Annotated in this window: 25 protein-coding genes; 21 read left to right on the top strand and 4 right to left on the bottom strand. The window is 54.0% G+C overall.

Features of this window, described 5'->3' with window-relative positions; genetic code table 11:
• Positions 1-13: 13 nt before the first annotated feature.
• Complete coding sequence (locus tag OXR04_RS11925; protein WP_267369924.1) at positions 14-784, top strand: competence protein CoiA family protein; 771 nt, start codon at positions 14-16, stop codon at positions 782-784.
• A 32-nt stretch (positions 785-816) separates the two neighbouring features.
• Here OXR04_RS11925 and OXR04_RS11920 read toward each other — a convergent pair whose 3' ends face one another.
• Positions 817-1,860 carry a phage portal protein gene (locus OXR04_RS11920; RefSeq protein ID WP_267369925.1) on the bottom strand — a complete coding sequence of 348 codons (1,044 nt, stop codon included), beginning with the start codon at positions 1,858-1,860 and terminating at the stop codon, positions 817-819.
• Positions 1,860-3,623 (bottom strand): terminase ATPase subunit family protein, encoded by a 1,764-nt coding sequence (locus OXR04_RS11915; RefSeq protein WP_267369927.1) that lies wholly within the window; start codon positions 3,621-3,623, stop codon positions 1,860-1,862. The genes OXR04_RS11920 and OXR04_RS11915 overlap by 1 nt, the downstream gene beginning before the upstream one ends.
• Before the next feature lie 144 nt (positions 3,624-3,767).
• Here OXR04_RS11915 and OXR04_RS11910 point away from each other — a divergent pair, with 144 nt between their 5' ends.
• The 12 genes from OXR04_RS11910 to OXR04_RS11855 all read left to right on the top strand — a co-directional run bounded on the left by OXR04_RS11910 (position 3,768) and on the right by OXR04_RS11855 (position 10,204).
• A complete protein-coding gene (locus tag OXR04_RS11910) occupies positions 3,768-4,616 on the top strand; it encodes a GPO family capsid scaffolding protein (protein WP_267369928.1) in 849 nt (282 codons plus the stop codon).
• A 52-nt stretch (positions 4,617-4,668) separates the two neighbouring features.
• Positions 4,669-5,781: a phage major capsid protein, P2 family gene (locus OXR04_RS11905; RefSeq protein ID WP_267369930.1), complete on the top strand. Its 1,113-nt coding sequence runs from the start codon at positions 4,669-4,671 to the stop codon at positions 5,779-5,781.
• A gap of 3 nt (positions 5,782-5,784) precedes the next feature.
• Positions 5,785-6,453, top strand: coding sequence for a terminase endonuclease subunit (locus OXR04_RS11900; protein WP_267369931.1), 669 nt, complete (start codon positions 5,785-5,787; stop codon positions 6,451-6,453).
• Between the two features lie 92 nt (positions 6,454-6,545).
• Complete coding sequence (locus tag OXR04_RS11895) at positions 6,546-7,016, top strand: head completion/stabilization protein (protein WP_267369932.1); 471 nt, start codon at positions 6,546-6,548, stop codon at positions 7,014-7,016.
• Entirely contained in the window at positions 7,016-7,219 is a 204-nt protein-coding gene (locus OXR04_RS11890) for a tail protein X (protein WP_267369933.1), read from the top strand. The genes OXR04_RS11895 and OXR04_RS11890 overlap by 1 nt, the downstream gene beginning before the upstream one ends.
• A 2-nt stretch (positions 7,220-7,221) precedes the next feature.
• The gene (locus OXR04_RS11885; protein WP_267369935.1) at positions 7,222-7,440 is read left to right on the top strand and encodes an HP1 family phage holin; all 219 of its coding nucleotides are present in this window, start codon (positions 7,222-7,224) and stop codon (positions 7,438-7,440) included.
• Complete coding sequence (locus tag OXR04_RS11880) at positions 7,424-7,933, top strand: lysozyme (RefSeq protein WP_150053514.1); 510 nt, start codon at positions 7,424-7,426, stop codon at positions 7,931-7,933. Before OXR04_RS11885 ends, OXR04_RS11880 begins: the two co-directional genes overlap by 17 nt.
• Positions 7,930-8,352, top strand: coding sequence for an Rz-like lysis system protein LysB (gene lysB, locus OXR04_RS11875; protein ID WP_267369937.1), 423 nt, complete (start codon positions 7,930-7,932; stop codon positions 8,350-8,352). Before OXR04_RS11880 ends, lysB begins: the two co-directional genes overlap by 4 nt.
• Positions 8,249-8,521 carry an Rz1-like lysis system protein LysC gene (lysC, locus tag OXR04_RS11870; RefSeq protein ID WP_267369939.1) on the top strand — a complete coding sequence of 91 codons (273 nt, stop codon included), beginning with the start codon at positions 8,249-8,251 and terminating at the stop codon, positions 8,519-8,521. The genes lysB and lysC overlap by 104 nt, the downstream gene beginning before the upstream one ends.
• Positions 8,454-8,921, top strand: a complete 468-nt coding sequence (locus OXR04_RS11865; protein ID WP_267369940.1) for a phage tail protein — start codon at positions 8,454-8,456, stop codon at positions 8,919-8,921. Before lysC ends, OXR04_RS11865 begins: the two co-directional genes overlap by 68 nt.
• Complete coding sequence (locus OXR04_RS11860) at positions 8,918-9,367, top strand: phage virion morphogenesis protein (protein WP_267369942.1); 450 nt, start codon at positions 8,918-8,920, stop codon at positions 9,365-9,367. The genes OXR04_RS11865 and OXR04_RS11860 overlap by 4 nt, the downstream gene beginning before the upstream one ends.
• A gap of 33 nt (positions 9,368-9,400) precedes the next feature.
• Positions 9,401-10,204, top strand: a complete 804-nt coding sequence (locus tag OXR04_RS11855) for a nucleotide-binding protein (RefSeq protein ID WP_267369944.1) — start codon at positions 9,401-9,403, stop codon at positions 10,202-10,204.
• 50 nt (positions 10,205-10,254) lie between these two features.
• On the opposite strand, the gene OXR04_RS11850 is transcribed toward OXR04_RS11855, so the two are convergent.
• Positions 10,255-11,337: a YiiX/YebB-like N1pC/P60 family cysteine hydrolase gene (locus OXR04_RS11850; protein WP_267369946.1), complete on the bottom strand. Its 1,083-nt coding sequence runs from the start codon at positions 11,335-11,337 to the stop codon at positions 10,255-10,257.
• A 90-nt stretch (positions 11,338-11,427) separates the two neighbouring features.
• On the opposite strand from OXR04_RS11850, the gene OXR04_RS11845 reads away from it, so the two are divergent.
• From OXR04_RS11845 to OXR04_RS11820, 6 genes are read left to right on the top strand one after another with little or no spacing between them, the layout of a single operon-like run.
• A complete protein-coding gene (locus tag OXR04_RS11845) occupies positions 11,428-12,012 on the top strand; it encodes a phage baseplate assembly protein V (protein ID WP_267369947.1) in 585 nt (194 codons plus the stop codon).
• Positions 12,009-12,359, top strand: coding sequence for a GPW/gp25 family protein (locus OXR04_RS11840; protein ID WP_267369948.1), 351 nt, complete (start codon positions 12,009-12,011; stop codon positions 12,357-12,359). The genes OXR04_RS11845 and OXR04_RS11840 overlap by 4 nt, the downstream gene beginning before the upstream one ends.
• A 4-nt stretch (positions 12,360-12,363) precedes the next feature.
• Complete coding sequence (locus OXR04_RS11835) at positions 12,364-13,272, top strand: baseplate assembly protein (RefSeq protein ID WP_267369949.1); 909 nt, start codon at positions 12,364-12,366, stop codon at positions 13,270-13,272.
• The gene (locus tag OXR04_RS11830) at positions 13,265-13,873 is read left to right on the top strand and encodes a phage tail protein I (protein ID WP_267369951.1); all 609 of its coding nucleotides are present in this window, start codon (positions 13,265-13,267) and stop codon (positions 13,871-13,873) included. The genes OXR04_RS11835 and OXR04_RS11830 overlap by 8 nt, the downstream gene beginning before the upstream one ends.
• Complete coding sequence (locus OXR04_RS11825; protein WP_267369952.1) at positions 13,870-14,931, top strand: phage tail protein; 1,062 nt, start codon at positions 13,870-13,872, stop codon at positions 14,929-14,931. Before OXR04_RS11830 ends, OXR04_RS11825 begins: the two co-directional genes overlap by 4 nt.
• On the top strand, positions 14,931-15,518 hold the full coding sequence (locus tag OXR04_RS11820) for a tail fiber assembly protein (protein ID WP_267369953.1): 588 nt from the start codon (positions 14,931-14,933) through the stop codon (positions 15,516-15,518). Before OXR04_RS11825 ends, OXR04_RS11820 begins: the two co-directional genes overlap by 1 nt.
• A gap of 96 nt (positions 15,519-15,614) precedes the next feature.
• Here OXR04_RS11820 and OXR04_RS11815 read toward each other — a convergent pair whose 3' ends face one another.
• A complete protein-coding gene (locus OXR04_RS11815; protein WP_267369954.1) occupies positions 15,615-16,541 on the bottom strand; it encodes a putative phage abortive infection protein in 927 nt (308 codons plus the stop codon).
• Positions 16,542-16,682: 141 nt separating this feature from the next.
• On the opposite strand from OXR04_RS11815, the gene OXR04_RS11810 reads away from it, so the two are divergent.
• Together OXR04_RS11810 and OXR04_RS11805 are read left to right on the top strand one after the other, a co-directional pair.
• Positions 16,683-17,852, top strand: coding sequence for a phage tail sheath protein (locus OXR04_RS11810; protein WP_267369956.1), 1,170 nt, complete (start codon positions 16,683-16,685; stop codon positions 17,850-17,852).
• 12 nt (positions 17,853-17,864) lie between these two features.
• Complete coding sequence (locus OXR04_RS11805; protein WP_128086081.1) at positions 17,865-18,374, top strand: phage major tail tube protein; 510 nt, start codon at positions 17,865-17,867, stop codon at positions 18,372-18,374.
• Positions 18,375-18,415 lie beyond the last annotated feature (41 nt).

Here is an 18,415-nt window from a genome sequence, read left to right as displayed (position 1 = left end):
AAAGGAGGTTGAGATGCTGTGTGGGAAAAGGGTATCTGATAGTGAAAAGGTGTTTGCAATAACTTCTGTACGTGAGCATGCACCGTTTGCATGTATCACTTGCGGGGTTGAGCTTGTACTAAAAAAAGGCCAGATAAAAATTCACCACTTCGCACATAAGCCGCCTCATAAATGCAGACGAAGTGAAGGTGAGTCAATTGAGCACATGCGTTGTAAACTTGAAATTTACAACGCCTTGTTAAAATGTGAGAACGTTTCTGATGTGCAACTGGAGCATGATTTGGGGACTGCAATCGCAGACGTATATGCGGTGATAGATGGTTCTCCAGTAGCTATTGAAATTCAGCGAAGCAAGCTTACCGTTAATGAAATCGTTAGAAGAACAGAAGAATATACGCGGTTAAAGGTCAACGTGTTATGGATTGCACTTTACAGCAGCCGATTAACTGAAGACAAATTTAGCCCAAACGCTTGGGAGAAGTGGTGTCATGCTGCGTACTATGGACGCGTATATTACTGGTCTGAAGGTCTAAAGCTTACCCCGTATCATTTTGGTGAATACAAACTCTACGTTGAATCAAGCTCTTATTATGACCAGTCTGGGCAAGAAGTTAGCCATGGCGGGTATGAAAAGTTTTCAAAACGATACAGAACTCCTATAGCTGGGCCAGTAGTTAATTTAGCTAGGAGCTTTGATCGTAATTTTAGGAAGAGTTGGAGCAAGGCAACTATCGTTATACCGGATTGCAGACTGTATTTAGATAACAAGAAGAAATGGTGGTAATGAAAAACGGCTCCATAGGAGCCGTTTTTCAGTTATTCAGAAGTGATGGCAAGTTCATACGGTCGGAATTTAATAACTTCTTCACCAATCCAGTAGTTAATTTCTTTCAAGCGTTCCTGCAGGGGTGTCAGTTCGTTACGTACAAAGACCTGCGCCGCTTTCACCGCATCACCAAATCCGCCGGAGTTGTCCGGGATAATTCCCATCATCTGCGGCGGTACGCGGTGTGCGCTTAACAGGTCGTCGCGGCTGGCTTTCTTGATGTTAAAGAAATCGTCTTTCGTCGCAACTTCACTCAGCGGCAGAATTTTGATCCCGTCCGGCTTACCGTTCGGCGCGTACATGAACAGGTTGCGGAAGTTACCGAGGCCTTTCGTGTCACGCATCGCCTGGCGCATCCGGTCAACGTCGCTGCTGCTCTGCGCCGCGTCGGTCATATACAGGATGTAACCGGCGTGTGCGCCGTTCTGGTAATACTTGCGGCGGAACAGCGTTGCCGCCTCATTCAGCCAGGCTGAGTTAAGCGCGCTGAGGTATTCCGGCAGGCCGTAAAGCTCCTGATTAATATCCGGCTCCAGCAGGTGAAACACGCTGCCGGCCGAAAATTCGTGCGGCTCTTTCCAGTCATTCACAAACCAATAAACGCCATCCTTCACGCCCCTGCGGGTGAATTTGGCCGGGGTGGTTTCAAGGCGCAGCGGCTTACCCAGGCCATTACGGCGCAGCTCGGCAAAAGCATTGCCAAAGACCAGATAATCCAGCGCAAACTTGCTGAACTCCTGCTGGCTCATCATCGGGTGCGGGATAAAGGTTGATGCCAGAATGTTGCGCTTTACGTAAATCGGCGAGCTGTGATGCACGGCCGAGCGCAGGCTTTTAGCCAGCCCGCTAAAACTGACCGGCGGCTCAAACCAGCGCCCGTTACCGATGCACTCTGCATAATCCAGAATGTCGCGCTTATCCATAACCGGCGTGGGGTCGCCAAAGGTAAACGCCTCGGCGTGCTGCTGCGGTGCGGTTGCCTGTACCGACTGCGCGGTGGCGGTGTGAGCCTTGCGGCCTCTGCGTTTGCTCATCAGTAAAATTCCAGAATTGAGGGGTTAGCGCCGCCGCTGGCTGCGGTAAGCGGTTCGTTTAACAGTGCGTGCATGATGGCCCAAGCGACGTCGGCGTGGCTGGCCTCTTCGCTGCGGCTCGCCTCATAGGTTGAGCGGTTGCCGCTTGCCGTCATGGTTTTGCGGATAGCCATAAAAGACTGCGTGATGTCCGTCGCCCCGGCGTCATACTCAAGCCGCCCGCTGCTGATGGTGTCCTTCGCTTTCAGCACCATTGCGGTTTTCACTTCCGGCGAGTATTTGATTTCCCGCGCGGCCGGGTAAAACTGGCGTACCAGCTGGAAAACGCCCTGGCCGATGCCGGTTGCATCCACGCCGATATATTCCACAGTGTATTTTTTCGTTAAGTCCTCAATTGATTTTGCCTGCGCGGCAAAGTCCATGCCCCGCCACTGGTGACGCTCCAGCACGCGGAATTTACCGCCCGCAACGAGCGGCGGCGCGATAACCGCACAGCCTGCGCTGTCGCCGGTATGCGACGGGTCATAACCGATCCAGACTGGCCGGTAAGCAAACGGGCGCGGCAGATAGGGGTTAAAGTCTTCCCACTCTTCCAGGCTGTCGATCATGCAGCTCTGCAGCTCGGCGAACGGGAACACGCTTGCCTCGTCGTCGACAAACTCACACATCAGCAGGTTCTGATATTCCGCCGGGCTGTACTCAAGCTGCAGCTGGTCAATGTCGAACAGGTTGCAGCCGCCGGTCAGTGCATCCTCGACCGTGACAATCTGCCGCCACTGCCCGTCTCCGCACAGCGCGCCTTTTGCCAGGTGAGAATGCGAAAGGTCTATCTCGATGCGATCATCTTTGCTGCGTCGCCCCTTGTTAAACAGCTCGCCCGACCAGAACGGATAGGCGCTGTGCGACAGGGCCGACGGCGTGGAAAAGTAGGTCGTGCGCCACTTCTTGTGCAGCGACATGCCGCTGGCGACTTTGCGCAGCTCCTGGAATTTCGGGATCCAGAAATACTCATCCAGATAGAGGTTGCCGGTGTAGCTCTGCGCGGTACGCACGTTGGTGCCGAGGAATATCAGGCGCGCGCCGTTCGGCAGCACGATGGGATCGCCTTTCAGGTCAACGTCAGCCAGTCGGGCGAAGTCGAGAATATAGTTTTTAAAGACATGCGCCTGCGCCTTGCTGGCCGAAAGAAAAATCTGGTTGCGCCCGGTGGTCAGCGCATCGATCAGCGCCTCACGGGCAAAGTAGAACGTTGCGCCAATCTGGCGCGACTTCAGGATATTACGGATGCGGTGAGTCAGCCCGGCTCGGTGCCAGTTGAGCTGATACTCAAAGCAGTTATCCAGAAACACGCCGCTCAGCTTGTCTACCTGTTCCTCGCTGAACTCATTTTTAACAACCGGTTGGCGCTCGCCTTTGTTGCGGTTGCGCACGTTGGGGTTTAAGTCGGCCTCGTTGCCGCTGCTGCGGTAGCGCTCAACGCGGGCAAGGCGCTCAATCTGACGTCCGAGCGCGTCTATCTCTTTGTAATCACCATTCCCCTTTACCTCTTTCATGATGAGCTGAATCAGCCGGGCTTCCATGCTGGATTCCACACGACTGATGGGCGCAACGTCGTCCCACGCGTCGCGCAGTTTCCAGCTCTGCACGGTTGGCGTTTTCTGTCCGAGCGTCTCCGCAATCTGGCGCACGGAGTAACCCTGCCAGTAAAGCAGCGCGGCCTGACGGCGCGGATCGCTGATGATGGTTGTCGGTGTCGTTTTCATACCGGCAAGGCTACCGGTGCCGAAAATGGCGCGCCTGCTGTGCCTGTTTGCTGATGCATCAGCGGGCTGGCATTCGTTGAGGGATTGTGTAGCGACGGGGAAACTGGCCCCGAACCGACCCAACACCTGACCGGAGCCTGATTAATGGCAGCAATCAAAGCAAAGCGTTTTCGTATCGCAGTTGAAGGCGCAACCACTGACGGCCGCGTCATTTCCCGCGACTGGATTTCGCAGATGGCGAAAAACTACAGCCCGGAAATGTACGGCGCACGTATCAATATGGAACACATCCGGGGCTATGCCGCTGACAGCACTTTCCGCCGCTTTGGTGACGTGACCGCCGTCGAGGCTGAAGAAATCGGCGACGGCCCGCTCAAAGGCAAGCTGGCGCTGTTCGGCTGGATTGATCCAACGCCTGAGCTGGTCGAGCTGACCAAAGCGCGCCAGAAAATCTACACCTCGATTGAAGTTAACCCTGAGTTCGCCGACACGGGCGAGGCGTATCTGGTCGGCCTGGCCGTCACCGACGACCCGGCAAGCCTCGGCACGGAAATTCTGAGCTTCAGCGCCACGGCCAAAGTTAATCCGCTGGCGTCCCGCAAGCTGGATAAAGGCAACCTCTTTACCGCCGCTGAAGAAACCGTGATCGAGTTTGAAGAAGCAGCGGAGCCGTCACCGTCCCTGCTGGCGCGCATCTCGGCGATGTTCTCTGCCAAAAAGAAAACCGATGGCGAGCAGTTCGCCGACGTCAGCGCGGCGGTAACGGCCGTCGCTGAGCAGGTGCAGCTGAACGCGGAGAGCCAGACGCAGGAGCTGTCGGCGCTGGAGCAGTCCGTCACCGCACGCCTGGAGGCTATCGAGCAGCAGGCCGGGGAAGATCGCGCTGCTTTTGCTGCGCTGCAGGGCCAGCTTTCACAGACCGACGGCAGCTTTAATCGTCGCCCGGCGGCAACCGGCAGCGATCCGAAGTCCGGCGCGCAGACCGACTGCTAATCAGGCGTTGCCTGAACGTTAAAACCCAACACAGAGATAAACAGGAACGCCAATGCGTAAGAATACCCGCTTTAAGTTTAACCAGTTTATAACCCGCCTCGCCGAGCTGAACGGCGTCGAAACCGACGACATGAACAAGAAATTTACCGTTGAGCCGACGGTCACTCAGACGCTGATGAACCGCGTGCAGGAGTCTTCCGATTTCCTGACCCGCATCAACATCGTGCCGGTGTCCGAAATGAAGGGCGAGAAAATCGGGATCGGCGTATCCGGTTCGATTGCCAGCGTGACCGACACGGCAGGCGGCGACGAGCGCGAAACCGCTGATTTCGCCGCGCTGGATAAGCAGGGTTATGAGTGTGTGCAGGTCAACTACGATTTCCACATCCGCTATAACACCCTCGACCTGTGGGCGCGCTATGAAGATTTTCAGGCCCGTCTGCGTGACGCCATCGTGAAGCGCCAGGCACTTGACCGCATCATGATCGGCTTCAACGGCGTGACCCGTGCCAAAACCTCGAACCGCGCCAAATTCCCGATGCTGCAGGACGTGGCCGTAGGCTGGCTGCAGAAGTACCGCAACGACGCCCCGGCGCGCGTGATGAGCAAAATCACCGAGGAAGACGGCACCGTTATCTCTGAAAAAATCCGCGTCGGCAAAAACGGCGACTATGCCAGCCTCGACGCGCTGGTGATGGATGCCACCAACACCCTGATTGAGCCGTGGTATCAGGAAGACCCGGAGCTGGTTGTCATTGTGGGCCGTCAGCTGCTGGCTGATAAATATTTCCCGATCGTCAACCAGTCGCAGGCCAATACCGAGCAGCTGGCCGCTGACGTGATTATCAGTCAGAAACGCATCGGCGGTCTGCCAGCGGTGCGCGTGCCGTACTTCCCGGCCGACGCCATGTTTATCACCCGCACCGATAACCTGTCGATTTACTGGCAGGAAGGCACGCACCGCCGCCTGATTGACGAAGTGCCGAAGCGCGACCGCATCGAAAACTATGAGTCCATCAACGAGGACTACGTGATCGAGGATTACGCGGCCGGTTGCCTGGTTGAAAACATCGAAGTCGGCGAGTACGCGGCACCTGCTGTCACCACGCAGGAAGCAGCGGCAGAAAGCGGCAGTGCTGACGGCACCGATAAAACGGAGGCGTAACGCATGTTAAGTCCTGCCCGACGTCACCGCATGCGCCAGCAGGCTATCGAAGCCTCGCAGAACGCCGACAACCCGCTGCGCCACGCCAGCGGCTATGAGCAGATGCTCATCAAGCTGAACGACGACAAGCGCCGCCTGAAGAAAGTGCACTCTAACGAGCGCAAGGCGGAAATGAAGCGTCAGCTGCTGCCTGAGTACCTGCCGTGGGTGTCCGGCGTGCTGGAGAAAGGCAAAGGCGCACAGGATGCCGTACTGATGACCGTCATGATCTGGCGGCTCGATGCGGGCGACGTGCCCGGCGCGCTGGAGATTGCCCGGTACGCGCTGACGCATGGCCTTGTGTCGCCTGACGGCTTTAAGCGCGCCAGCCTGCCGTATCTGCTGGCCGAGGAAGTCGCCAGCGCGGCAACGCGCGCCTGGACGGCAAAAGCGCCGGTCGATGTTGACCCGCTGCTGGCAACCATTGCGATGACGGAATCCGAAGACATGCCCGACCAGGTGCGCGCCAAGCTGCACAAGATAACCGGGTATGTGCTTCGCGATGCGGGCAGGGCTTCGGAGGCGATGACCCATCTTGCACGAGCGCATCAGCTGCACGACGGCTGCGGCGTCAAAAAAGACATTGAGCGGCTGGGAACGGCGATGAAAAAAGAAGCCATCGCCCGCCGCTGACCGAACGCGACCCCGCGCACGGGCGGCAGGACGGCAACGCACTTTCAGTGTCTGCGCCGTCCTCCACCGCCCACCTATTTCAAAGGCCGATTATGAATAACACGGTTGTTATCCCCGCCCCGCGACCGGCAGACGCTGCCGAGCCGCCGGTAAAGAATACGTTTTTCTGGCCTGACGTTGACCTGCAGCAGCTGCGCGATTCGCTGCGCTATGAGGGAACGGTCACGGCGCAGCGCCTGCGCCTGGCCGTGAAAACGGCGATTTCAGAAGTAAACGCCGAGCTGTACGACTGGCGCGCCGCGCAGATGGCGGCGGGCTTTAAGACGCTGGCCGATGTGCCTGCGGAATCGCTGGACGGCGATAGCGAAAAGGTTACGGCCTACCTCGCCGCCGTCGGCGCGCTGACCGCCGCCACCATCGCTGAGCGCTATCGCGGCTATGACGCCAGCGGCACAAAAAAGGCGGGCGAAATCGAGGCCAGCGCCGACGAGTACTGGCGCGATGCGCGATTCAGTATCAGCCGCATCGCCGGTAAGCCCGGCTGCATTGTGGATCTGCTCTGATGATCGTTTACGCACAGCAGGGCGATACCGTTGACGAAATCTGTCAGCGCTATTACGGGCGAACCGGCGAGGCTGTCGGGCTGGTTTACGCGGCTAATCCGGGCCTGGCCGAAAGCGGGCCGGTGCTGCCGCACGGCTGCGAGATGACGCTGCCTGAGCTGCCGGGATCATCAGCAGGCGAAACCGTTAACCTGTGGAACTAAAAATGGAAAAAATCAGCTCTGCGATCAACTACCTGGTTGGCCTCATCCTGATGTGGCTCGGCCGTCATACGCCGCAGGATATCGCCTTTATGGTCGGTTCGGGCGTGGCCGTTATCACGCTCATTACTAACGTGGCGACGTTCTTTATCAACTGGCACTACCGCCGCAAAACCTATGAGCTGCAGCGCCTGCGGGGGGTGAACCTTGAGCCAGACCGTTAAACGCTGCGCCGTGGTGGCCGTGCTGGCGATTGCTGCGCTGCTGCCACAGTTTAAAACCCTGAAAACGTCCGAGGCCGGGCTTGCGCTTATCGCCAACGCTGAGGGGTGCCGCACCTCGCCCTATCAGTGCAGCGCCGGAGTCTGGACGAACGGCATTGGTCACACCGAAGGCGTGACGCCGCAAAGCCAGGTCAGCGAGCGGCAGGCGGCGGTTAATCTGGTGTATGACGTGATGCGCGTCGAGCGCGGGATCGATGCCTGTATGGCAGTGGAAATGCCGCAGCGGGTTTATGACGCGACCGTTTCTTTTGCCTTTAATGTCGGCGTGCGCGCGGCCTGCAGCTCGACCTTTGCCCGTTATATCAGGCTGCAGCACTGGCTTGATGCCTGTAATGAGCTGCGGCGCTGGGTGTTCGTTAAGGGCGTGAGAAATCGCGGGCTGGAGAACCGCCGCACTGCGGAGACAGCCTACTGCCTGCGGGGTGTGTCATGACGCGCCTGATTGCCGCTTTGCTGGCCGTGGCGCTGCTGGCGCTGGGCGTGACCGGCTGGCAGTGGAAAGTCGCAAAAGACGACCTGACCAGTGCGCAGCGCATTATCGGTACGCTGTCGGCCGGTATCGAGAGCCGCGACAAAGCGATAGCCAGGCTGGATGCCGACGCGAGGGCCAGCCAGAAGCGCGAGGCCGAGCTTCGGCTGATGCAGGGGCGCGCCAGCACAGCCGCGCTTAACCGTGAAATGACCATACAGAGAGAAACTGATGCAAATCCGATACTGCGTGACTGGTCTGCTGCTGCTCTGCCTGACGATGTTATCCGGCTGCACGCCCGTCCGGCCTTCGCCAGCGCCAGAGATTATCTGGACTGGGTGTCCGCGCGTGACAAGCTGCCCGGTGCCGGGAAACAGCCTTAAAACGGCGGGCGATCTGGCGGCGGACAATCGCCAGCTTGAGGCCGCGCTCACCGCCTGCGGGCTGCAGGTCGAAATCATCAAAGACTGCCAGGAACAACACGATGCTGAAACCTCAACAACTGCGGCAGGCACTGACCGACAGCGTGCCGGAGCTGCAGCGAAACCCTGACGCACTGAACGTGTTTATCGACAGCGGGCGCATCGTCTCGACGCTTGCCAGCTCACTGTCATTTGAATACCAGTACCGGCTTAACATGGTCATTACCGACTACGCCGGTAACATCGACCTGCTGATCGTGCCGCTGCTGGCATGGCTGCGCACGAATGAACCCGACATTATGGCAACCGAGGAAAAGCGCCGCACGGGCTTTACCTTTGAGGCGGATGTGATCAGCGATACGGCCAGCGATATCAGCATTGAGCTGCAGCTGAGCGAGCGCGTGATCGTGAAGCGGGCCGACGACGGGCTGCACGTGACGCACGTCGGCGAGAATCCGCTGCCGGAGGATGACGCGCGGCCGGTGCAGCTTTATGTTCACGGCGAGCTGGTCAGCGAGTGGCAGACATGAGCGGGCTGCAGCTTGTAAATGAGCGTCTGGAGGCGCTGATCAGCAGTCTGTCAGCCCCGGCACGTAAAGAAATGGCGCGCAGCATTGGCCGTAAGCTGCGCGCGAGTCAGCAGCAGAACATCAAACGCCAGCAGGCACCTGACGGCACGCCGTTTAAGCCCCGCAAAACGCAGCCGGTGCGGAGCAAAAAGGGTCGGATAAAGCGCGAGATGTTCGCAAAGCTGCGCACGGCTAAATACATTAAGATGCAGGCCAGCCCGAATGAAGCCGTGATCGAGTTTGCGGGTAACGTGCAGCGCATGGCCCGCGTGCATCATTACGGGCTGCGCGACCGGCCATCTCAGAAAGGAAAAGAAGTGCGTTATGAATCGCGTAATTTGTTAGGTATTTCAGAAAGCGATATGAAAAATATTGAGGATTTTATTATCAATTCACTCCATAATTAAAAGCCAAACAGACATGAATTTTAGGTGAGGGCAATGAAAAAAAGCTTATATGCGGGTTACTGGACTGGAGAGATCAAAGGTACAAACCAAGGGGGTATAGCATTTACGCTTAATGTTGAGGGCGATAGGGTCAGCGGTGAAGCTCAAATCAGTGAGCGTAATTTGGGTCAATACCAATATATAATAGGAGGTAGTATAGATAATGGTCTAAACCTTCAGCTCACTCCTGGGAAACGAGACCCTCACATCAACCTTGGCCGTGTTCGAGTTATCTGTAACTTAAATGCTGAAAATAATTTATCAGGTCGCTGGGAGTCTGAAATAGGGACTAGTGGAATATTTTTTGCTGAGAAGTTTGATCAGGCAGCTATGAAGGAAGAACTACCTAATAATAACTCTGTGTTCTTAGTTCACGGTCATGATGAGGGGGCGAAATATAGTGTAGCAAGATTCCTAGAAAAGCTAGGTGTGGAGCCTGTAATACTTCAAGAGCAAATTAATAAAGGGATGACTATAATTGAGAAGTTCCAAGAATTTGCAAAGCGCGCTGGTTTTGCTGTTATATTGATAACTCCTGACGATTACGGCTACCCTGTTGGTAAGGAAGAACATAAACGGCATCGTGCACGGCAAAATGTTTTACTGGAGTTAGGTTACTTCACCGCTCTTTTAGGCAGGGATAAAACAATGGTTCTTGTAAAAGGCGATGTAGAATTACCTTCAGATGTTATTGGCGTAACATATGAAAAAATAGATGATGGTGAGGGTTGGAAAATGAGGCTGGCGAGAGAACTAAGAGAGGCTGGTTTTAAAGTGTCTCTCGACTCGGCTCTGTAATCAAAAGATCACATGCAAGCTCTAAAACTTTCACTTGCATGTGATTTCATTTAGGACAAGGCTTTCCTGATCTTTTTCATCATTTCAGAGGCCTTGAGTGCATGCGAATTAAAATTTATTTTCATGCAATGTCCATAAATAACCATAAGCCTAACTAGTGAAATGTTTAAAACATCTTTATGTAATTGCACTTCGCTTTTAGTTAAAATGTTATTAGAATATCTAAGGTTTTTTTTGCTGTTCTTTAAGCTTAGTGAGTGATTTTTAATGATTCCAGCTTCTTTTTTTATTTCAAATTCAATATCTCTCACTGATGTTAAGACTCTTTTCGAAAACAGAGTTTCGTTATATCTATAATGGTTTATATCCTTATCTCTAAGGTAGAAATCGTAATAACCGCTTCTTTTTATAGAGTTAAATATTAGCATTTCAACTCTGCGATTATTTAAATCATACACGCACTGAAATATATCATTTATACTTTCTGGGTACTTTTCATGTTCAGCAAGTATTTTTTTTGCATCATCAACCCACTGCTTAGTCTGTAATGCATGTTCATCATGAATGCTAGGTTCAAGAGCATGTTTTATTTCATGAGGAGTAGCTATTTTAATCGCACTTTCAACAGAATGTAGAAGTGGAGATCTTTCTAAATCGCCCGGCGTGCAATAATTGATATTGTCAACTAGGGCAATTCCCACATGGGAATAGCTCTGGGCTACTAGCCTGGAACAGAACTGCCCCTTAAATATTTCCGGCGATGGTTTTTCTGGTAATACGGATTTTATTGCTTGAGTCTTATTGTAGCCTGAGCCAACAGTAGTCGAAGCATAAAAACCTATAGCATCGATAAGTTCATCTGATAATGGTTCTATCAATCTCATTACTTTTACGTCGTCTCTATTTATGAATGCGAACCTATTAGGTATTCTGCTAAAGACCCCTCTATCTGGAGTAGCCTCCAAAAGTTTATCACCCGTAAATATCATGGCGTGCGAATAGTGACTTTTAAGAATTTTACTTATTTGAATGCTGTTAGGGTGGTAGCAATGCTCAAGAATTATATCTCCCGCTTTTAGATGATTTAAGTCCAATATGAATTTCATCGTTGTTTGTTGTGAATGCGCAGGCATTTTATGGCAATCCCTTAAGATCATGTTCGTTGATATGTAGGCAAACGAGACTTTCTAGCAAGTATTCTTTAGATAATCAATGATTCTTAGATGAACGAACAACTCGCAGAAATTCAGCGCCTGCTGCGCAACCTGATCCGCATCGGAACCGTGTCGGCCGTCAATCTCGACGGCGGCCTGTGCCGTGTCGATACGGGAAAAAACACAACCGGCTGGCTGCACTGGCTGAGCGCCCGCGCGGGTAAAACCCGCTCCTGGAATGCGCCGTCAGTGGGTGAGCAGGTGCTTATTCTGTGCCTCGGCGGCGAACTCGATACCGGCTTTGTGCTGCCGGGTATTTTCTCCGATGACAACCCGGCTCCGTCAGCCTCGGCCGATGCGCTGCACTGGTCATTTCCCGACGGCGCGGTGATCGAGTACGAGCCGGAAAACGGCGCGCTGACTGCAACCGGCATACAGACCGCAACCATCAAAGCGGCGGTAAAAATCCTGTTCGACTCGCCGGAAGTGGAATGCACAACGCTGCTTAAAACTGCGCAGCTGGAAGTCACTAAGGGCGGCACGATGAAAGGCGACGTGACGCATACCGGCGGCAACCTTTCCTCAAACGGCAAGGTGCTGCATTCGCATATCCACCCGGGCGACAGCGGCGGCAAGACGGGGGCACCAGTATGACGACCGCAAAATATACCGGCATGAATCGGGAAACCGGCGGCGCGCTGACCGACCTTGATCATATCCGGCAATCGGTGCGAGACATTCTGCTGACCCCGCTCGGCTCCAGGGTGATGCGCCGCCAGTATGGTTCGCTTTTATCCGCGCTGATTGACCAGCCGCAAAACGAGGCGCTGCGCCTGCAGATTATGTCGGCCTGCTATCTGGCGATCCTGAAATGGGAGCCGCGCGTAAAACTGACCGCCATCAGCTTTGGGTCGGATATCAACGGCGCAATGGTGGTTGAGCTGTCCGGCAACCGCACCGACAGCGCGCAGCCTTTTTCCTTAACCGTTCCCGTGAGCTGAGACTATGGCAACTATCGACCTGAGCCAGCTGCCCGCGCCCGATGTGGTGGAGTTGCTGGACTATGAAACCCTGCTGGCCGAGCGCAAGGCGACACTGATTTCCCTTTACCCGGCTGATCAGCAGGAGGCCGTCGCCCGCACGCTGACGCTTGAATCAGAACCCATCGTTAAGCTGTTGCAGGAGAATGCCTATCGAGAGCTGATCTTGCGCCAGCGCATTAACGAGGCAGCAAAGGCCGTCATGGTTGCCTATGCACTGGACAGCGACCTTGACCAGCTCGGCGCGAACAATGGCGTAACCCGCCTGACCGTTACCCCGGCCGACGATACGACCATCCCCCCGACCGCTGCCGTTATGGAAAGTAACGACGATTTCCGGCTGCGCATCGCCTCAGCCTTTGAGGGAATGAGCGTGGCCGGGCCGACCGGCGCGTATGAGTATCACGCCAGAAGCGCCGACGGCCGGGTAGCCGATGCGTCAGCTATCAGCCCGTCACCCGCCGTTGTCACTGTGACGGTGCTCGCACGTGAGGGCAACGGCGCAGCGACAGACGATCTGCTGGCCGTGGTTAACGCTGCGCTCAATGATGAGGACAAGCGCCCGGTTGCCGACCGGGTGAGCGTGCAGTCAGCGAAGATTGTTGAATACGAAATCGAGGCTGAGCTGTACCTCTATCCGGGGCCGGAGGCTGAGCCAATCCGCGCCGCAGCTGAGGCAAAGCTCGCCGCCTATATCAGCGCGCAGAAGCGTCTCGGCCGTGACATTCGCCTGTCTGCGCTGTATGCCGCCATGCACGTTGAGGGCGTGCAGCGCGTTAACCTTATCAAGCCTGCTGCTGACGTGGTGCTCGACAAAACACAGGCCGCTTACTGCACGGGCTACACGCTGACCGTGGGAGGCTCGGATGAGTGACCGCCTGCTGCCGACCGGCTCGTCAGCGCTTGAGGTTGCCGCCGCTGAGGCGCTGGCAAGCCCCGGAGCTATGAGCGTGCCGCTGCGCCAGTTATGGAACCCGCAAACCTGCCCGGTGGCGCTTCTGCCTTATCTGGCGTGGGCGTGGTCAGTTGACCGCTGGGATTCAGCCTGGCCGGAATCGACAAAGCGCGCCGTTGTTGCTGCCTCGCAGTACGTGCACCGGCACAAGGGAACGATAGGCGCTATCCGCCGCGTCGTTGAGCCGCTGGGCTATCTCATCAGAATCATTGAGTGGTGGAAAACCAACGAAGCGCCAGGCACGTTCCGGCTTGATGTAGGCGTGCTGGATACCGGCATTACGGAGGAAATGTATAACGAGCTGGAACGCCTGATAGCCGATGCGAAGCCCTGCAGCCGTCACCTTATCGGCCTGTCTATTAATCTGGACATAAACGGCGCGCTGCCGGTTGCCGTTGCCAGCTACAGCGGCGACGAGCTGACCATTTATCCTTACACACCTGAACTTATCAGCGTCGGCGGGCCGGGTTATTCCGGCGTGGCGATGCATCTTATTGACCTGACGGAAGTGAGCGCATGACGACAAAATATTTTGCCCTGCTGACCAATCAGGGCGCGGCTAAGCTGGCGAACGCCGCCGCGCTCGGCACGAAAGTGGATATCACCTCGATGGGTGTCGGGGACGGTGGCGGCACGCTGCCGACGCCTGATGCCGCACAGACAAAGCTCATCGGCGAGAAGCGCCGCGCGCAGCTTAATTCGCTGACCGTTGACGCGGCCAACAGCAGCCAGATTATTGCGGAGCAGATTATTCCCGAAAGTGAGGGCGGTTTCTGGATCCGCGAAATTGGCCTGTACGACGCCGACGGCGTGCTGATTGCTGTTGCTAACTGCCCGGAGACTTACAAGCCTCAGCTGGCCGAAGGCAGCGGCCGGACGCAGACCGTGCGCATGATTTTAATCGTGAATAGCACAACCGCCGTCACGCTGAAAATTGATCCGTCAGTGGTGCTGGCAACGCGAAAGTATGTTGATGATGCTGTGATCGAGGTGAAAGCCTACGCTGACAGCGTAATGAGAACGCACACCGATGCTAAAAACCCACACAGCCAGTACCTGCAGATCGCAAATGCTCTTGCTGAAATCAAAGACGCCGGGCTGATTGCAGACGTTCTCAAAAACCTCGGTTTAGGCGAAGGCACGCCCGTTATTGGATCGCCTTTCCCCTGGCCGCACGCGAAAATGCCAAACGAGCTGTTTCCTACGATGGCTGGCATGGTCTTTCTGAAAAGTAACGGGGCGACATTTAGCGGCACGTTGTATCCAAAGCTGGCGCAGGCTTATCCGGGATTAAAACTGGCCGATCTTCGTGCTGAGTTTATCCGTGGCTGGGATGACGGGCGCGGCGTTGACAGTGGCAGAGCATTGCTTTCTTCACAGGAAGCAACGGGGGTTGCCATTACGCTGGGCGGATTCACGGGTTACAGCGGAATTGATATTGAGGATTTCGAAACTGGAAAATCTCACCCAACCTATGCTGTCTATACGGCTCAGACAACATTAGCTTCAACCGGAACAACGTATCGTAAGGTTCGCCCGCGCAACGTCGCGTTTAACTTCATCGTGAGGGCTGCATAATGGCTAAGGTCATGCTTGATAAAAATGGCCAGGCCAAATCGGCCGGCACATTGACGATTTATAATTTCGACGCGATAAGCGGAGAGTTTACCGGCTGCAGCGATGAGTTTCTGGTACAGGGCGTCGGCCTGCCTGCTAACGCCTGCCTTACTGCACCGCCTGCAACTAAAGCTGGTCGCGTAGCGCTTTATTGTAATGGCAGCTGGCTGGATGTTGCCGATCACCGAGGGGAAACGGTTTATTCCACTACTGACGGTACGGCACAGTTGGTTACCGGATTAGGGGATTATCCTGTCGGGACGACGACGCTTGCACCGGCAACGGTATTTGATAAGTGGGACGGTGACAAGTGGGTGACGGATGCTGAGGCCCAGCGCGCCACAGCTATACTTGAGATAGAAAGAGAAAAAATAGCGAGAATCGGTGAAGCTAACAGCATAACGCAGGCATGGCAGACGCAACTCCAACTTAACATGATAACCGATGAGGATAAGGCTTCGCTAATAGCGTGGATGAAATACATAAACATTCTACAGGCTATTAACGCGCCTGAAATGAATATTATATGGCCAGAAAAGCCTTCTTAAATTTTTGGTATACACCTGACACCATAAATTTATCAAGCCGCCTTGCATATAATTGAAATTAAGGCGGTCTTGATCATTTAAAAGAAAATATGATTTTTATTTCATGGAGTAGTCTGATATTTTTTTTAAAAGTGGGGAGGGGTTCTTACCAAATGCCCCTAGTGGTTTGGTATTTCTGTAGTGTGCGCCATCTCTCAAAAGATATGATTTTATATCGAATCCCTCAACTAAAATTTTCTCACCTATAAAAAATTTAACATCCATGTAGTTGTCTTGATCGATATCTAAAGGCGGATGTTGGGAATCTCCAACTGAAAGATGTTCTAACATAGAGTACCGATAAATTAATTTTTGAAAATTCCCTTGATCGCAAACATCTTTCAAACCATTAAGGAAAAGTAATGATAGTTCATCGGTTGACAACTGTGCTCTCAATATTCTTGAATAAGAAATCTTATCTCTTATGTCGAGATTGGAACCATCAATAATCTTCAGCACCCTGTATAAAGTTCGGAAGTAATGCCCTAAGTATTGATTGTGTGTTTTATTGAAGTTTGTGTATTTTTTTTTGGCACTTTCGGTTGAATAATCTTTTGCTGTGAAATCCCTTTTAGTTGATTCGATAAGAGGCGAGGAGTTACTAAATTTTTTATTCGTTAAAAACTTATCCTCAATAATTTTTTCAAAGCACTCCTCTCCTTCAAACTCCTTATATTTTAACTTACTCCTGGTGGTTACGAATAATGTAAGCATATTAAAGAAAGTCCCTTCAAAGTTAAGCTTTTGAGACTCATGGGATTGTTTTAGCTGCAAATAAACAGTAAAAAGGACTGCTGTGAAAGTGATAAATGCTAATATTGGATTGCTGATTCCACCAAAGTAATCGCCAAGCGTACCGTATGCGGCCATTTTCCCTGAAGATAATTTGGCATGAGCTTTAATATAAAATAACACCAAGGCCAAAAGAATTATTGATAATACAACAAAGTACCATATTGGTCTTATGTTCTTTCTTGACTGCATACATTGCCTTTTAAAAGTTGCTTTTTATTTAGGGGGGGATAGCTTAAACGTTGTCTGGTCATCTGTCAGCAAAATCAAAATAAATGCTATGGTTTTGCATAAAAGGCAATCTGAGCACACCTTCAAAACGGAGTGCATCAGATGTCTGATTATCATCATGGTGTCCGCGTCGTCGAAGTCAACGACGGCACGCGAACCATCACAACAGTATCAACCGCAGTCATCGGTATGGTCTGCACCGCGCAGGATGCGGATACAGCAACCTTTCCGCTCAATACGCCGGTACTTATCACCAATGTACAAGGCGCTGTCGGTAAGGCTGGCAAAAAAGGCACGCTTGCGGCTGCGCTGCAGGCCATAGCTGACCAGTCAAGGCCTGTAACCATCGTCGTGCGCGTGGCTGAAGGTGCTGACGAAGCCGAAACCACGTCCAATATCATCGGTGGCACAGATGAAAACGGGCAGTATACCGGTATGAAAGCACTGCTCGCTGCGCAGACCCAGCTCGACGTGAAGCCGCGCATTCTGGGCGTGCCGGGGCTGGATTCACTGGAAGTGGCGACAGCACTTGCCAGCATCGCGCAGCAGCTGCGCGCCTTTGCCTATGTCTCGGCATGGGGATGTAAAACCATTTCCGAAGCCCGTCTGTATCGCCAGAACTTCAGCCAGCGCGAGCTGATGGTTATCTGGCCGGACTTTCTCACCTGGAACACCGCGACCAGCAAATCCGGTACCGCCTTTGCAACCGCCCGCGCGCTGGGCCTGCGCGCGAAAATCGACAACGACACCGGCTGGCATAAAACCCTATCCAACGTCGGCGTCAACGGCGTGACAGGCATTTCCGCTTCAGTGTTCTGGGATCTGCAGCAGACCGGCACCGATGCGGACCTGCTCAATGAGGCCGACGTTACGACGCTTATCCGTAAAGACGGTTTCCGCTTCTGGGGCAACCGTACCTGCAGCGATGACCCGCTGTTCCAGTTTGAGAACTACACGCGCACGGCGCAGGTACTGGCTGACACGATGGCTGAAGCGCACATGTGGGCGGTTGACAAGCCGCTGACGCCGGTTCTGGTGCGCGAGATTATCGCGGGCATTAACGCGAAATTCCGCGAGCTGGTAAATGACGGTTATCTGCTGGGTGCTTCCGCCTGGTATGACGAAAGCGCCAACGATAAAGACACCCTGAAAGCGGGCAAGCTCTTTATTGACTACGACTATACGCCGGTTCCGCCGCTGGAAGATTTAACGCTGCGCCAGCGCATTTCCGACAAATATCTGGCGAACTTCGCCGCATCCGTAAACAGCTGAGGAGCCGGATAAATGGCACTGCCACGCAAACTGAAGGGCATGAACCTTTTTAATAACGCCAACAGCTATCAGGGTGTCGTCACCGCCGTCACGCTGCCGAAGCTGGCGCGCAAGCTCGACCCGTTCCGCGCGGGCGGCATGAGCGGCGCGGCCTTCATAGATAACGGTCTGGAAGATGATGCGCTTGATATGGAATGGAGTATCGGCGGCATTGATGAGCTGGTACTCACGCAGTGGGGAGCCTCCGACATTCCCCTGCGCTTTACCGGCTCTTACCAGCGCGACGATACCGGCGAGGAAATCGCGGTAGAGATTGAGGTGCGCGGTAAGCATCAGTCTTTCGACTTTGGCGAGGCCAAGCAGGGTGAAGACTCGGAAACCAAAATCACCAGTAAAAACACCTATTACAAGCTGACCTTCAACGGCAAGGAGCTGATCGAAATCGACACCATCAACATGGTGGAGAAGGTTAACGGCACTGACCGCCTTGAGCAGCGCCGTAAAAACCTCGGCCTGGTATAAACCCTGACGCCAGCGCCCGCCGCTGGCGTTACCTGACTACA

Origin of the sequence: Pantoea sp. GM_Pan_3 (assembly GCF_026541045.1) — a bacterium.
Taxonomy (GTDB): domain Bacteria; phylum Pseudomonadota; class Gammaproteobacteria; order Enterobacterales; family Enterobacteriaceae; genus Pantoea; species Pantoea anthophila.
Note: the sequence above shows the minus strand (reverse complement) of the source record. Positions and strands in the feature narration are given on the sequence as shown.

Excerpts from the sequence above, each read along its gene's own strand:
- OXR04_RS11855 (WP_267369944.1), top strand. The coding sequence starts at position 9,401 with ATGAAAAAAAGCTTATATGCGGGTTACTGGACTGGAGAGATCAAAGGT.
- OXR04_RS11900 (WP_267369931.1), top strand. The coding sequence starts at position 5,785 with ATGTTAAGTCCTGCCCGACGTCACCGCATGCGCCAGCAGGCTATCGAA.
- OXR04_RS11820 (WP_267369953.1), top strand. The coding sequence starts at position 14,931 with ATGGCTAAGGTCATGCTTGATAAAAATGGCCAGGCCAAATCGGCCGGC.
- OXR04_RS11815 (WP_267369954.1), bottom strand. The coding sequence starts at position 16,541 with ATGCAGTCAAGAAAGAACATAAGACCAATATGGTACTTTGTTGTATTA.
- OXR04_RS11865 (WP_267369940.1), top strand. The coding sequence starts at position 8,454 with ATGCTGAAACCTCAACAACTGCGGCAGGCACTGACCGACAGCGTGCCG.
- OXR04_RS11905 (WP_267369930.1), top strand. The coding sequence starts at position 4,669 with ATGCGTAAGAATACCCGCTTTAAGTTTAACCAGTTTATAACCCGCCTC.
- OXR04_RS11810 (WP_267369956.1), top strand. The coding sequence starts at position 16,683 with ATGTCTGATTATCATCATGGTGTCCGCGTCGTCGAAGTCAACGACGGC.
- OXR04_RS11835 (WP_267369949.1), top strand. The coding sequence starts at position 12,364 with ATGGCAACTATCGACCTGAGCCAGCTGCCCGCGCCCGATGTGGTGGAG.
- OXR04_RS11890 (WP_267369933.1), top strand. The coding sequence starts at position 7,016 with ATGATCGTTTACGCACAGCAGGGCGATACCGTTGACGAAATCTGTCAG.
- OXR04_RS11830 (WP_267369951.1), top strand. The coding sequence starts at position 13,265 with ATGAGTGACCGCCTGCTGCCGACCGGCTCGTCAGCGCTTGAGGTTGCC.
- OXR04_RS11840 (WP_267369948.1), top strand. The coding sequence starts at position 12,009 with ATGACGACCGCAAAATATACCGGCATGAATCGGGAAACCGGCGGCGCG.
- OXR04_RS11915 (WP_267369927.1), bottom strand. The coding sequence starts at position 3,623 with ATGAAAACGACACCGACAACCATCATCAGCGATCCGCGCCGTCAGGCC.
- OXR04_RS11910 (WP_267369928.1), top strand. The coding sequence starts at position 3,768 with ATGGCAGCAATCAAAGCAAAGCGTTTTCGTATCGCAGTTGAAGGCGCA.
- lysB (WP_267369937.1), top strand. The coding sequence starts at position 7,930 with ATGACGCGCCTGATTGCCGCTTTGCTGGCCGTGGCGCTGCTGGCGCTG.
- OXR04_RS11920 (WP_267369925.1), bottom strand. The coding sequence starts at position 1,860 with ATGAGCAAACGCAGAGGCCGCAAGGCTCACACCGCCACCGCGCAGTCG.
- OXR04_RS11825 (WP_267369952.1), top strand. The coding sequence starts at position 13,870 with ATGACGACAAAATATTTTGCCCTGCTGACCAATCAGGGCGCGGCTAAG.
- OXR04_RS11850 (WP_267369946.1), bottom strand. The coding sequence starts at position 11,337 with ATGCCTGCGCATTCACAACAAACAACGATGAAATTCATATTGGACTTA.
- lysC (WP_267369939.1), top strand. The coding sequence starts at position 8,249 with ATGTTATCCGGCTGCACGCCCGTCCGGCCTTCGCCAGCGCCAGAGATT.
- OXR04_RS11925 (WP_267369924.1), top strand. The coding sequence starts at position 14 with ATGCTGTGTGGGAAAAGGGTATCTGATAGTGAAAAGGTGTTTGCAATA.
- OXR04_RS11860 (WP_267369942.1), top strand. The coding sequence starts at position 8,918 with ATGAGCGGGCTGCAGCTTGTAAATGAGCGTCTGGAGGCGCTGATCAGC.
- OXR04_RS11895 (WP_267369932.1), top strand. The coding sequence starts at position 6,546 with ATGAATAACACGGTTGTTATCCCCGCCCCGCGACCGGCAGACGCTGCC.
- OXR04_RS11805 (WP_128086081.1), top strand. The coding sequence starts at position 17,865 with ATGGCACTGCCACGCAAACTGAAGGGCATGAACCTTTTTAATAACGCC.
- OXR04_RS11845 (WP_267369947.1), top strand. The coding sequence starts at position 11,428 with ATGAACGAACAACTCGCAGAAATTCAGCGCCTGCTGCGCAACCTGATC.
- OXR04_RS11885 (WP_267369935.1), top strand. The coding sequence starts at position 7,222 with ATGGAAAAAATCAGCTCTGCGATCAACTACCTGGTTGGCCTCATCCTG.